Origin of the sequence: Rhizobium sp. TRM95796, from assembly GCF_025779995.1 — a bacterium.
GTDB lineage: Bacteria > Pseudomonadota > Alphaproteobacteria > Rhizobiales > Rhizobiaceae > Rhizobium_E.
This window is the reverse complement of record NZ_JAOXHE010000001.1, coordinates 846,172-859,152: the sequence shown is the minus strand read 5'-3', so window position 1 is coordinate 859,152 and position 12,981 is coordinate 846,172. Positions and strand designations below refer to the sequence as shown.

Genomic DNA, 12,981 nt, shown 5'->3' with positions numbered 1-12,981 from the left:
TTCAGGGCGAGAAATAGCCGCTCATCCCGACGGAGGCCGCGGGCTTCGCGCCGCCGTCGAGATAAAGCGACAGCCTGTCATACTGCACCCTGTTGAACAAAGCTCCGGTGATTTTCGCCGCGATCAGAGGCGCGCCGCGCAGCGCTTCGGAGAGCGTTGCTTCGTTTACGCGACCCCAGTCCACCACCAACAGAATGCCATCGGCCGAGCGTGCGGCTTCTTCCGCGGGGTGGCCGGCGGCAAGCGGCGGCAGGTCGATCACGATCAGCTCGAAGTCGTCTTTCGCCTTCTCGATCTCCGAGGCCGGGTCGAGGTCCGGCAAAGGGCCGCCTTCGGCGCGCGGCGGCTCGGGACAGGCGAGAAGCGCCAGCGGCGCGGAGGGATGACTCAGCACCGGCAAGAACGCCGCGCGACCCGGGCCTTGCTTCGGCTCCTCTGCCAACACATGTCCGGCGAGACGACGGGACGCTTCGGGATTGACGCGATCCGCATCCACCAACAATGTCTGCTTTCCTCTCATGGCGTTCAGGCTTGCGAGATTCGCCGCAATGGTCGTCTTGCCCTCTCCGGCGCCGCAGGACACGACGCCGATGACCACGGTGGATTTCTCCCGGTCGGCGGCTGTGACATGCGACAGGGTTTTCCGGATCGCGTCCGTCATGCGGGACCGGGGATTGTCTATGGCGTGGCGGTCGAGCATGTCGGCCATTCGGATCGCATCCGGGCGGCAGATGGGAAAGGCCGAAAAATCGGGATGAAACAGCGGCGGCCGTTCTATCAGGGGAATCAGGCCAAGCACAGGCGCGTCGACGAGGCGCCGCAGCCGGTCGGGCCTGCGCAGCGATTGATCCGAAAAATCCCGAAGGATGGCCGCAGCGAGCGCCAGCGCCAGGCCGAGACTCGTGGCGATGAAGAGCGAAAGAGCTTTTCGCGGCGAAGAGGGCTGCGTCGGCAGCGTCGGCGGCGAAATCACCGCCGCGGCGATTTCCGGCAGGCTCACCTCCTGCCGCGCAGTATCCAGCCGGGCGAGATGGTCGATATAGAGGCGGCGGGCGTTGTCGGCCCGGCTTTCGAGATCGCGCAACGTCACCTGCACGGCGTCGAGATCCGACTTCTCGGCGCCGGCTCTGCCGATATCGGCCGTAAGCGCCTCGACACGGGCCCGCGTCATCTCCGCTTCCGAGCGATAGGCGGCGGCGATGCGCGATAATTCCTCGAACATCTGGCGACGAAACTCTTCCGCTTCCCCCTTCAGCCGCCGCGTCTGCTGATGCTCGGCGCCGTATTTCGCCGCGAGATCGGCGCCGCGTCTGCTGGCTTCGAGATATTGCTGACGGAGTTCGTTGACCAGCGGGCTCGCCAGGCTCTGGGCGACGGCGGCGTCCAGGTCGCCGCCGGTGAGGATGGCTTCGAGTTTCCTGTTGCGGGCGTCCGCCTGTCCGAGCTCGGCCTGGGCGAGCACCAGCTGTTCCGTCATGCTGACGAGGCGCTGATCGCCGATCAGCCGGCCGTTGCTGGCGAGCAGGCCATGTCGCCGGCGGAAGGCTTCGACCGCGTCGTCCGCGGCCAGAGAAAGCCGGTGAAGCTCCTCGACCTTGCCCGACAGCCAACCGACGGCTCGCCTTGCTGCTTCCGCTTGAGTTCGGCGGCGAGCGTCGAAATAGGCTTTCACCACCTGTCCCGTCATCGCCGCCGCGGCCTCGGGACTTCGGGCGGAATATGTGATCGACAGCACCGAGGAGTCCCCCAGCCGCTTCACCGTCAACCTCGTCTCCAGCAGGGCGAGGGCTTCGGTGACCGGATCCGCCATCCTGTCTCGCCCGAGCGCCGCACGCAACCATCGAACCAGCGCATGAGGACGCTGACGCGCGAGGTCCTCGGTGAAATCCGGCTGCGTCAGCAGACCGCCATCGACGACCAGCCGCCTCAGGGTTTCGCCCGACTTGATCAGCTCCATCTGGCTTGCGAGGTTTTCGTCGAACGTCGCCGCTGGATCGGCGCCGACCGGCTTCCGCCAGTAGTCCGGCCCTTCGGCGAGGATGTGGATGCCGGCGCTCGACTGATAGGTAGACGTCGCCAAGGCGAGATAGCTCGCCCAGGCAACGAGGCTTACGACGAGGATGGTTGCCACAAGCCGGAATTGGCGGCGACAGACGAGCCAGAGCCGTGCGAGCGGATCGGCGTCGTCGTCGCGTTCCAACGCCGCAGGGGTATGCGATGGATGGTCTGCCTGCTGCATGATCGGCGAACCTCGACTGTCGCTTCGGCGCCGAGGCCGAGCTGAAGCAACGGTTGCGAAACGAAGAATGAGCTGAATAGGGTCGATGCGCACAACGAGAGGTCGTAGTTAACGATGGATTTGCAAAAACGGCAAGAGCTCTCGGCGTCGAAATGAAATCGCGCGTTCGGCGCGAATGACGCCGCCTTGTCACAGAAGACGTAAATGATGTGCATGACCGGGAAATCTCTGCCGCCGTCTTCGCCCGGCTTTGACATCGCCGCGCCGTTCGCGCAGAGATGGCTCGCCATTTCGAGAAGGATTTCGAATGCGTTATCTGATCACGGGGACAGCCGGCTTCATCGGCTTCCATCTTTCTAAGCGGTTGTTGGATGAAGGTCATTTCGTCGTCGGCTTCGATGGCATGACGCCGTATTACGATGTCTCCCTGAAAGAGCAGCGGCATGCGATCCTGGCGCGCTCCAACGGCTTTACGCCCGTGATCGGCATGCTGGAAGACAAGGCGGCGCTCGACCGCGCCGCAGAGATCGCCGAGCCGGAAATCATTATCCATCTCGCCGCTCAGGCCGGCGTCCGCTACAGCCTCGAAAATCCGCGCTCCTATGTCGACAGCAACCTCACCGGCTCGTTCAACGTGCTGGAACTGGCGCGCGAATTGTCGCCCAAACACCTGATGATGGCGTCGACCTCGTCGGTCTATGGATCGAACGAAAAGATACCCTTCGCTGAAGCGGACCGGGCCGACGAGCCGATGACGATCTATGCGGCGACCAAGAAGAGCATGGAGTTGATGGCGCATTCCTACGCCCATCTCCACAAGATCCCCACCACCGCCTTCCGTTTCTTCACCGTCTACGGACCCTGGGGCCGGCCTGATATGGCGCTGTTCAAATTCGTCGACGCCATCCGCAAGGGCCAGCCGATCGACATCTATGGCGAAGGCCGGATGAGCCGCGATTTCACCTATATCGACGACCTTATCGAAGGCATCGTCAGGCTGACGACCGTGGCCCCCGCCGAGGACAATCGCGTCACGGTCGACGGCGTCGCCGACACCCTGTCCCCGCAGGCGCCGTTCCGCGTCGTCAATATCGGCGGCGGCCAGCCGGTGGACCTCATGCGTTTCGTCGAAACGGTGGAGGCGGCGCTCTCGACGCCTGCGATCCGCAACATGCTGCCGATGCAGCAGGGCGACGTGCCCCGCACCTATGCCGCTCCTGATCTTTTGATGGCGCTGACCGGCTTCAAGCCGGAAATCGAGCTGGAAGAGGGGGTAAGGCGCTTCGTGGAATGGTTCACCGAGCACTATGCGCGGTGAGACGCTGCTGAATGTCGAAATAAAAAGCCGCGGGGCGACCCAGCGGCTTTTTTGTCGGTCGAGACAGGCCTTTTCAGCCCCTCTTAGCTTTGCCGATCGCCGTGTAGCGGAACCCGCTCTTGGCGAGCTCCGCGGCATTGTAGACGTTGCGTAGATCCACCACCACATCGCCGGCCATCGTCGCCTTGAGCTTGCGGAAGTCCAGTGCGCGGAAGGCGTCCCATTCGGTGACCAGAACCACGGCGTCGGCGCCGTCGGCGATCTCATAGGGGTCCTTGCCATAGGTCACGTCGCCCAGCATCGGCTTGGCCGCGTCCATGCCTTCGGGATCGAACGCATGGACCGACGCGCCGGCGTCTTGCAGGGCCTGGATGATGGCGATCGAAGGCGCGTCGCGCATGTCGTCGGTGTTCGGCTTGAAGGTGAGGCCGAGAATGGCGATTTTCTTGCCGCGCACCGAGCCGTCGCAGGCGGCGATGACCTTGCGGCCCATGGCGCGCTTGCGGTTGTCGTTGATGGCGACGGTGGTCTCGATCAGCCTCACCGGACTGTCGTAATCCTGGGCTGTCTTGACCAGCGCCAGCGTGTCCTTGGGGAAGCACGAGCCGCCGTAGCCGGGGCCGGCATGCAGGAACTTGTCGCCGATGCGCTTGTCCATGCCGATGCCCTTGGCGACCTTCTGCACGTCGGCGCCGATGGTCTCGCAGAGATCGGCGATCTCGTTGATGAAGGTGATCTTCATCGCCAGGAAGGCGTTTGCGGCGTATTTGATCAATTCCGAGGTGCGGCGCTCGCAGAAGAACAACGGCGCTTCGTTGAGATAGAGCGGGCGGTAGACTTCACGCATGGCGTCCATGGCGCGCGGGTCTTCCGCGCCGACGACGATCCGGTCGGGACGCTTGAAGTCGGAGATAGCGGCGCCTTCGCGCAGGAATTCGGGGTTGGAGACGACGGCCACATCCTTGTCCGGGAACTCTTCGCGGAAGATGCGTTCGACTTCGTCGCCGGTGCCGACGGGCACGGTGGACTTGGTCACGATGACGGTAAAGCCGGTGACGGCGGCTGCGATTTCGCGCGCGGCGGCATAGACATAGCTCAGATCCGCATGGCCGTCGCCGCGGCGCGAGGGCGTGCCGACCGCGATGAAGACGACGTCGGCCTCCGCGACGGCGGTGGCGAGGTCGAGAGTGAAATCGAGCCTGCCGGCTGCGGCATTGTTGGCGATCAACGCTTCGAGGCCGGGTTCGAAAATCGGCGATTTCCCGGCCTTCAGCGCGTCAATCTTAGCTTCCGACTTGTCGACGCAGGTAACGTGGTGGCCGAAATCCGCCAGGCAGGCGCCGGAGACGAGACCGACATATCCCGACCCGATCATGACGATGCGCATATAGTTCTCCAGTCCGTCTCTATGGCGATCGACATCGGGATCGCGAGTCTTGTTGTGATGCATGGTCTTCTATCGCGCCGCAGTTTTCAGGACAATGACATCTTCACGGGACCGATTTTTTCTTGATCGACCGAAGGCGCATCATCAGCGTCGTCACGGCGGCGACGAGCGCCGCAAGCCCGGAGCCGGCCAATCCCAGCTTCGGCAGAAACAGGATCGAAAGCGCGATCGACAGCGCCGCGCCGACGAGCGAAAGGACGGCATAGATGCGGTGGCGTTCCTGCCCGATCAGAACGACGTTCAAGCCGTCCGACAGGCTGCGCGCGCCCGCGGCGAACGACAGCAAGCACAGTGAAACGGCCGCCGCGCCGGATATTTCGATGGAGTGGATGTCCGCGATGATGAAACAGGCGAGAACGAGCGCTGACAGAGCCGCAACGAACACCCAAGCGAGACGATGGCAGAGCGGCTTGAGAAGCGCCTCAGAGCATTCGCGGTCCCGGGCCGAAGCGATCAGGCGCGGCAGGGCCGGCTGAATGACGGCCGAGGATACGAGAATCTGCAGCGACTGGGCGACAGCGGCGCAAACACTGTAGATCCCTATCGCTTCGAGGCCGAGCATGGCGCCCACCAAAAAACGATCGGCATAGAGTTGACCTACCAAGCCGAGGTCCGCGGCGTAGATGAAGCTCGAACTTCGCAGGCCGCTCCTCAGCCAGCCGAGGTCGACCCCGATTGCCCGCCACGATGTCTTCGCGATCGATGGCGCGAGCGTCGCCAACGCAATGACATGGCCGACGATCCAGAACAAGATCGTCGCATCGAGAGAACACACGGCGTCAAACCGTGATGCGGCGATGAGGAAGAACGGAATCCAGCCTGCGGAGCGGATAAACAGCATGAGATTGGCGCGTCTGGCGCGACCAAGAGCGATGAGGATGACGTGGACGTCGAGCGCCAGCGTCTCCAGGGCGACGATGGCCAGCGCCGGCGCGACCGCCAGGGTGGGTATCGGTGTGGTCGTGAAGACGATAGAAAGCGCAGCAGCCGCCGCCGCGCCGATAGAGACTGCGGTGACTGCGAGCCGGGTGGCGATCAGCCGCGGCGCGCGGCGCCGATGCAGAACGAGGTCCTGCGTCAGCAGGTTGTTGAGCCCCCAGCCCAGCGCCGCCGGCCCGATCGCCGCCGTCGCGGTGACCAGCGCGAAAACCCCCGCCGCTTCCAGGCCCAGAAGCCGGATGAGCGCGAGCGGCAAGAGGAAACGCAGAGCGAGCGCCACTCCGCGCAAGACGAAGGCGAGGGCGCCTGTCATCACCTCGCTGTCCACGCCGCCGCTCCCATGGTCTCCCCCCAAATCCGGTTGTGGACAGGCTAGCAAAGACGACGCAAAGTGGAAGCGGGGTCCGGGGGAAAGAATGGAAAAGGACGGCGTCTGGAACAGAATTCGCGCGGATTACGACAGAGCGCGGCGGGGCGCAGGCGGCTCGGGTCATACGGGCTGGCTCCGCACACTCAGCCGGCCGGGCTTCGCCTGCGCGCTTCTGCGCCGGATGCAGGAGGCGGTCGGGCCGGTTCCGGTGATCGGGCGTCCCCTGCGGAGGCTCGTCTGGCTTTGGTCGGTTTACGCCTTCGGCTCCGATATCGCCATCGAGGCGGAGATCGGCGGCGGGCTCTATCTGCCGCATCCGCACGGCGTCGTCATCGGGGCCTGCCGCATCGGTCGAGGCGTCACCATCCTGCAGAATGTGACGCTCGGAAGCAGATGGCCGGGGGAGACGGCGGCGCCGGTGATCGGCGACAGCGTGGTGATCTCGGCGGGCGCCGTCGTGCTCGGCGGCGTGCTTGTCGGCGAGGGCGCAGTCATCGGCGCCAATGCGGTGGTGCTGATCGACATTCCCTCAGGCGCGACGGCGGTCGGCAACCCGGCGCGCATACTGCCCGGAAATGTCGGCTGAGCCGATTTCATCCCCCTTCTCATGGGCGCTCTTACACTGATGCGGTCGAAACTGGAGACCGCAAAATGACACTCGCATCGCTACTTTCCCTCTCGCTCGGGCGCGCCTCGCCGCCACGCCGCCATGCGCTGACCGGCCTTGGCGCGGATGGCCGCCGTGTGCTTCTCACCTTCGCCACAGCCGGCGGCCGTTCCCCTTTGTTCGGGAGGGCGCCCCAATGACCGGGGATATCGAAAACGCTGAAATCCGGGCGCTGACCCATCTGATCGGCCATGATGCGGCGGGCCTGTTCGGCCGCGCTTCCCTCGGCGCCTGCCTCGCGCCGCGATCGCCCAATCTTTTGGCGGTCATCGGCGACAGCACCGCCGAACAGGTCCATCTCGACTCGCAACGGCGCAACCGCGCGGCCTACAACCATGTCTTTCTCGGCTCCGCGATGGCCGGCGCCAGGCTGATCCTATCCGGCAATTTCGGCAAGTCGGGCGACAGGACCGACCAGACGGCGGCCCGCCTGCCCGCCGCCTTGTCCTCGGGCGCGGGCGCGCTCTATATCAGCGAGGGCATGAACAACTTCTCGCAGGCGCCTTATACGCATGCGGTCAGCGGCGCCGTGGTGACGCTGGCGCAGGCCGGCGCCCAGGCGTTCGCCGACACGCTCGCCAAGATCGACGCCGCGCTCGCGCTGGGCCTCAAGGTGATCGTCGCGCTCTGCGCCGGGGCGAGCAACTTCTCCGCCGCCATGATCGGGCAAATGTGGATCTATAATCAGGCGCTGCGGCGGGCGGCGGAATTGAGGCCCCATCTCTGGCTTCTCAACATGCCCGCCATTCTGCATGATCCGGCGTCGACGCCCGCCTCGATCGCCTTCCGCGCCGGATATCTGCATACGGGCGATGCGGTGCTGGCGCATGAAAGCGTCACCGGCGCCTATCACGCCGCAAAAGCGTTTGCGGAGATTCTACGCGAGGTGATGCGGCCCTTGCCGCGCAGCCGGGCGTCCCGGGCGAACCAGCGCTCTGCGGACAATCGGCTGCAACTGGCGCTCAATCCGCTGTTCAACGCGACGTCGGGCGCCGCCAGCGTGCTCGGCGCGGGCGGATCGCTCGCATCGGGCACGACGGCCGTTCCCTATGAGTGGACGGTCGCGCGCAATTCCGGCGACACCACGACCTCGTTTCAATTGGGCGTGGAAGCCAATGCGGAAGGCGGCAACGATCTGGTCATCGCCTATAGCGTCAGCACCGCCGGCGGCGGCCTGCGCGTCTATCAAGATCTCGCCGGATCGTCGTCCTTCTGGCAGGCGGGCGACGTGCTTCAGGGCTTTTCGACGGTGACGATTATGGCCGGCTCTGCCGGGCTTGCCTGCGCCCGGCCCTATATCGAGATCAACGGCGTCACCGCCGGCGTCGGCGCCACCATGATCGCCTCGGGCGTGATGAGCGATACGGCGCATGGGGTGTTTCCCACGGTCGAGACTTTCGTGCTCGAAGACGCGACCGAGCCGATCGCCGTGCCGGCCTACGACACGAAGGGCTATCTCAGCTTCAAGGCGCTGGGTCTCATTTGCGCTGCGCCCGGCGCGGGCGTCGTCCGGCTGCGCATGCCGCATCTCGATGTCAGGTCGACGCTGATTTGACGGATGACGCCCATTCGGATCGCGGCGCCGACGCGCGCCGCGGCTCCGAGAAGACCCCGCTCAACATATAGCCCGCCATCATGGTGAGAAAACTCGGCGCATAGGCCTGCACGGTCAGTCCATAGAGATTGAAGAGAATGACGAGGGCGAGCTTTGCGCGGGATGTTTCTCGCGCGAGGCCGATAATGGCGGCGGCGAGGAAGAGCAGATAGGCGGGACCGAACATCAGCAGGCTGGTCAGGTGAAAATTGTCGAGCGGCGTCGAAAGCGCCGCTCTTTCGCTCAACCTCATCGGCGTGGCGAAGCAGCCGAGGCCGCAGCCGGTGACGAGGCCGCTGGGATCGATGTCGGCGACCACGAGAAAAGGCGCGGCCCAGGTGGTGACCGCCCGGTCCGCGAAACTGGCGAAGAGAGGCGGCAGTGTTTCGCTGTCGACGGTCGAAAACAGCAGCATCATGAGCGGCGGCGCGAGAATCGTCGCGAAGGACGCCGAGGCCAGCACGCGCAGGACGGCATGAGCGCCAAAGGCAGGAGCGGGCGCCACGATCAGCGGCCGGAGCAGGCAGAGGACGAGGAAGGCAATCAGACCCGTCTTGCTCGTCGTCAGCCACAAAGCGCCGCCACAGATCGGCGCGAGCGCCCAGAACAGCGTCGGCGGCAGGCGAGGCGCGGTGAGCGCGCCCAGAAAGACGATCATCGCCGCCGTCAGCGCGCTGTCTCCCGACAAGCCGCCATAGCGGGCTACGCCCTGTTGCCACCAATATTTCACCGCCGACTTCGCGCCGGAAAAACTCTGATAACCGGTGTCCGCCCACGGATAAGCGGCATATGGCTCGGCGAGCGCCGACACGCAAAGCGCGACGAGAAGAACCGTCAGCACAGCAACGGTGAAAACGCTTTCGTCCACCCTGCGCTGGAAGAAAATCAGGCCGGAGAATACGGGCAGGATCATCTTGATGGCGGCGAGCGCCATCAGCGGCCGAGGGCCCATGAAGGCGAGCGCCGCCGCAAGCGAGGCGACGAGGCCCGCCAGCAACAGCAAACCGAGCATCCTGCGATGCGCCAGCTGGACTGCAACGAAGATCGCAGCGGCGCCGGTCGCTGCGACATCGGCGAAATACCAGAGCAGCCCGACCCCGAGTTGTTCGAGGCCGGCGCGCAACGCGCCGGTGCCGGCGTCGCGACAGGCGAACAGGATCAGGCCGAACAAGGCGTATCGACCAATCATGACGTCGGCGCGATGTGATGCCGGGCAAACAGCAAAGATTTGTTCACCACGTCTCGGCATCGCGCTTCGTGAGCGACCTCGAAAGAACCGATTGTTAATCGCCCGGCCCTTAGCGTCCTCCCAAACGCGACGAGATACCGTTGCGCGAAGATACCGGATTCGAGCGCTGAACCGAACCGGTTGTCCCAGGAAGAGACGGCTGCGCCATGACCGAGACCAAGACCATATCGATTTCCGGACGCGAGGTTCATCCCGCCGGCAAGGCGGTGGTCGTGTTCGGCGGCGCGGGCTTCATCGGCTCGCATCTCCTGCGGCGGCTGGCGTCCGAAGGGATCGGCAAGCTCTATTCGGTCGATATCCGCAACCCCAAGATCCGCGTGCCCGGCGTCACTTACGTATTCGGCGATGTGCGCAACCTTACCGATTTCTCGGTGCCCGATCCGGTCGGGGCGATCTATAATCTCGCCGCCGTCCACACCACCCCCGGCCACGCCAACCATGAATATTACGAGACCAATATTCAGGGTGCGACGGAGGTGACGGCCTATGCCCGCCGCGCCGGCGTCGATTCCATCGTCTTCACCAGTTCGATCTCGGTGTATGGGCCGAGCGAGGATGTGAAGACCGAGGACACGCCGCCAGATCCCGAAAGCGCCTATGGCTGGTCGAAATGGCTGGCTGAGGGCGTTCATCGCAGCTGGCTGTCGGAACAGCCGTCGCGTCGGCTGATCATCACGCGCCCCGCCGTGATCTTCGGACATGCCGAGGGCGGCAATTTCACCCGTCTCGCCAAGCTCATGCGCGGCGGCCTGTTCGTCTATCCCGGCCGCAAGGACACGGTGAAGGCCTGTTTCTATGTCGAGGATCTCATCGACGCGCTGTTTTATGCCCGCTCCCTGAAAGAGCGGTCGGTCCTGTTCAACGCCGCCTATCCCGACCACTACACGATCGAGGAGATCGTCAAGACGTTCAAGGCCGTCCATTTCCCCAAAGCGCGCGAAGTGCTGGTGCCGCGCTGGGTGGTGATGACGGCGGCGCGGCTTCTCCGGCCGCTGGCGCTGTTCAATCTCGGCATTCATCCCGACCGCGTGCTCAAGCTCGTGCGGTCGACCGACGTCCTGCCGCTCTGGCTGCTCAATCACGGCGCCGTGCGGCGCGGCATGCTGGCTTCCGCCTTCGCGCGCTGGAGCGCCGATACGCTCGGAACCTTCGACAGTCTCGGCGTGGAGCATGTCGAGATGCTCCGGCGCGCGCAGGATCGGCAGTCCGTGCTTGGCGATGAAGCGGGCCAGACTGCGCAGATGCAGACGGCAGGCGCGGCTCAGGAGGCGGCCGGCGCTGGCTCGGCGATGTTCATGGATCAGCCGGACGCCGGGCAGGGCGAGCGTCAGAAAGCCGGCTTTGCCCAGCCTGAGGCCGAAATCGACATCCTCCATATAGAGGAAGAAACCGGCGTCCATGCCGCCCACGGCGTCGAAGGCGCTGCGTCGAACAAGAAATCCGCCGCCTAGCGTCCAGCCCACCGCAAAGGGCCGCCCCTCCGTCCATGCGCGGCGCATGAGATGGCGATCGATACGCGCCTCGCACATCCTTGCGAAGCCCGGAAGACGCCGCGCAACGATGTCCGCGAGGCTGTAGAAGCGCCGGCCGGCGAACTGGCGCTCCCCCGCCGGCGATTGCAGGTCGAGACCGATCGCGCCAATCTCCGCCCTCTTGCTCAGAAGATCGAGCGCCGGCCCGAGCGGATTGTCGACGAACAGCATGTCTGCGTTGAGAATGAGCAGAGCAGGCGCCGAACCCGCCGCCGCTCCGATATTGACGCCGGCGGCGAAGCCGCCGTTGCGGCTCGGTCGGATCAGGCCGACGTCATCGCCCCGTCCGGCGGCCAAGGCCGGATCCGGCGTCTCACTGTGATCGACGACGACGATGTGAGCCGGCTGCGCGACGCCATGATCGCGGATCGAGCGGAGCAGCCGCAGACAGGCCTGTGTGGAACAGTGATTGACGATGACGACGTCGAGATCTTCGGGCGCGGTCATGGTGTCACGCCCGGAGCGACATGCGCCAATCCGACGTTCGGGGCGGGGATCGCCTGCTCGGTCAGGCGCGTCAGCAACAGCTCCCGCGCCGACAGGCTGCCGTAGTGAAAGCGGAGAGCATGATCGCGGCAGGCCCTGGTCGCGGCGCCCCGATTGGATCGACGTTCGGCAATGACGCGGGCAATGCGATCGACATCGTCCTCGATGTTCAACGTGAGCAGGCGGTCGGCCATGCGGATACGTTCGGGAATGGCGCCGAGCGGGGTCGCCAGGACATCGGCGCCGGCGGAGTAGGCTTCGAGCATGCTCAGCGGCTCCGCCTCGTCGGGCAGGCGCGACGGCAGCAGGAGGCAATCGAGCCTGGCGAGAAACGCCGCCTTGTCTTCTCCCTCCAGCCAGCCGTCGACCGTAAAACGCCCCGGCCAGCGTGCGGCAGCCGCCACGATCGCTATCGCCACGGTTTCGGCACCGCGTGACGGCGCGCCGGCGATGGCGGCATGAAGATCCGGATCGGACCGGAGCAGCTGTTCGAGCAGGTCGAGGCCATGGAGAACGCCCTTCTCCGGCGTCCAGGCGCCGAGAAGGCCGATCGTGATCGGGCCGTCTTTCCGGGTCGCGCGGGCAGGCGCAGGCAACAGGGCGGCGTTGGAGAGAATGAGGGGCGGCGCGGCCTCCGCCGGCAGATAGCGCGCGGCAAACGTGGTCGCCATCGCGTGGGACAGGAGAATATGGACGGCCCGAGGTCCTGCGGCCCAGGTGAGAGCATGACCGAGCAATGTCGGCGCCGCCCTCAAGGCGCGATAGGAGTGGTGGTGCAGAAAGAGACGCGCGCGCTTCAGCCGAAAAGCCAGCAGCGCAGCCAACAACAGCCAGCCGCCGTGTTGCCCGGGCAGCGACACATAGATCCGGTCGCGCGGCGAGCTCCGAAGCGCCGTGGCGGCGAGACGGAGCGCAGCAGAGACCTTTCGCCATGGGGATGCGCCGAGCGGCAGGCGCCACACGCTCGCCCGCGTTTCGAGCAGCGAGAGCATGAGGCGGTTGGCGACGATCTGCCCATTCGGCGGCCCATCGAGATGCCCCACGAACAAGAGTCGGCCCTCACGCTCCTCCCTTGCCGGTTTCGATATGGCTCCGCCATCGCCTGCGCTGTTGTCCCCGGTCATCGTCTCCCCCCTGACC

The 12,981-nt window shown here is 65.2% G+C and carries 9 protein-coding genes and 1 pseudogene; 4 read left to right on the top strand and 6 right to left on the bottom strand.

The genetic code is table 11. The features are described 5' to 3' along the window. Position 1: 1 nt before the first annotated feature. Entirely contained in the window at positions 2–2,239 is a 2,238-nt protein-coding gene (locus tag OCK01_RS04055; RefSeq protein ID WP_263822802.1) for a GumC family protein, read from the bottom strand. 307 nt (positions 2,240–2,546) lie between these two features. Here OCK01_RS04055 and OCK01_RS04050 point away from each other — a divergent pair, with 307 nt between their 5' ends. Next, complete coding sequence (locus tag OCK01_RS04050; protein WP_182828869.1) at positions 2,547–3,557, top strand: NAD-dependent epimerase; 1,011 nt, start codon at positions 2,547–2,549, stop codon at positions 3,555–3,557. Between the two features lie 73 nt (positions 3,558–3,630). Here OCK01_RS04050 and OCK01_RS04045 read toward each other — a convergent pair whose 3' ends face one another. Both OCK01_RS04045 and OCK01_RS04040 read right to left on the bottom strand, forming a co-directional pair. Next, on the bottom strand, positions 3,631–4,944 hold the full coding sequence (locus tag OCK01_RS04045; protein ID WP_263823152.1) for a UDP-glucose dehydrogenase family protein: 1,314 nt from the start codon (positions 4,942–4,944) through the stop codon (positions 3,631–3,633). Positions 4,945–5,047: 103 nt separating this feature from the next. Continuing rightward, complete coding sequence (locus tag OCK01_RS04040) at positions 5,048–6,256, bottom strand: lipopolysaccharide biosynthesis protein (protein WP_263822801.1); 1,209 nt, start codon at positions 6,254–6,256, stop codon at positions 5,048–5,050. Positions 6,257–6,359: 103 nt separating this feature from the next. Here OCK01_RS04040 and OCK01_RS04035 point away from each other — a divergent pair, with 103 nt between their 5' ends. Next, positions 6,360–6,899: a serine O-acetyltransferase gene (locus tag OCK01_RS04035; protein ID WP_263822800.1), complete on the top strand. Its 540-nt coding sequence runs from the start codon at positions 6,360–6,362 to the stop codon at positions 6,897–6,899. A gap of 217 nt (positions 6,900–7,116) precedes the next feature. Then, positions 7,117–8,535 carry an SGNH/GDSL hydrolase family protein gene (locus OCK01_RS04030; RefSeq protein ID WP_263822799.1) on the top strand — a complete coding sequence of 473 codons (1,419 nt, stop codon included), beginning with the start codon at positions 7,117–7,119 and terminating at the stop codon, positions 8,533–8,535. Here OCK01_RS04030 and OCK01_RS04025 read toward each other — a convergent pair. After that, the gene (locus OCK01_RS04025; protein WP_263822798.1) at positions 8,516–9,763 is read right to left on the bottom strand and encodes a hypothetical protein; all 1,248 of its coding nucleotides are present in this window, start codon (positions 9,761–9,763) and stop codon (positions 8,516–8,518) included. The genes OCK01_RS04030 and OCK01_RS04025 overlap by 20 nt on opposite strands. Positions 9,764–9,969: 206 nt before the next feature. On the opposite strand from OCK01_RS04025, the gene OCK01_RS04020 reads away from it, so the two are divergent. Beyond that, positions 9,970–11,274 (top strand): NAD-dependent epimerase/dehydratase family protein, encoded by a 1,305-nt coding sequence (locus tag OCK01_RS04020; RefSeq protein ID WP_263822797.1) that lies wholly within the window; start codon positions 9,970–9,972, stop codon positions 11,272–11,274. A gap of 237 nt (positions 11,275–11,511) precedes the next feature. Here the strand turns inward: OCK01_RS04020 and OCK01_RS26515 are convergent. Together OCK01_RS26515 and OCK01_RS04010 are read right to left on the bottom strand one after the other, a co-directional pair. Then, positions 11,512–11,802: pseudogene (locus tag OCK01_RS26515) on the bottom strand (glycosyltransferase family 2 protein); the annotation flags it as partial. Beyond that, entirely contained in the window at positions 11,799–12,965 is a 1,167-nt protein-coding gene (locus OCK01_RS04010) for a glycosyltransferase family 4 protein (RefSeq protein WP_263822795.1), read from the bottom strand. The gene OCK01_RS04010 and the pseudogene OCK01_RS26515, both read right to left, overlap by 4 nt. Between the last annotated feature and the right edge of the window lie 16 nt (positions 12,966–12,981).

Bases quoted from the DNA above. Each gene is read 5' to 3' on its own strand.
- OCK01_RS04035 (WP_263822800.1), top strand. From the start codon at position 6,360: ATGGAAAAGGACGGCGTCTGGAACAGAATTCGCGCGGATTACGACAGA.
- OCK01_RS04055 (WP_263822802.1), bottom strand. From the start codon at position 2,239: ATGCAGCAGGCAGACCATCCATCGCATACCCCTGCGGCGTTGGAACGC.
- OCK01_RS04010 (WP_263822795.1), bottom strand. From the start codon at position 12,965: ATGACCGGGGACAACAGCGCAGGCGATGGCGGAGCCATATCGAAACCG.
- OCK01_RS04020 (WP_263822797.1), top strand. From the start codon at position 9,970: ATGACCGAGACCAAGACCATATCGATTTCCGGACGCGAGGTTCATCCC.
- OCK01_RS04025 (WP_263822798.1), bottom strand. From the start codon at position 9,763: ATGATTGGTCGATACGCCTTGTTCGGCCTGATCCTGTTCGCCTGTCGC.
- OCK01_RS04045 (WP_263823152.1), bottom strand. From the start codon at position 4,944: ATGCGCATCGTCATGATCGGGTCGGGATATGTCGGTCTCGTCTCCGGC.
- OCK01_RS04040 (WP_263822801.1), bottom strand. From the start codon at position 6,256: ATGACAGGCGCCCTCGCCTTCGTCTTGCGCGGAGTGGCGCTCGCTCTG.
- OCK01_RS04050 (WP_182828869.1), top strand. From the start codon at position 2,547: ATGCGTTATCTGATCACGGGGACAGCCGGCTTCATCGGCTTCCATCTT.
- OCK01_RS04030 (WP_263822799.1), top strand. From the start codon at position 7,117: ATGACCGGGGATATCGAAAACGCTGAAATCCGGGCGCTGACCCATCTG.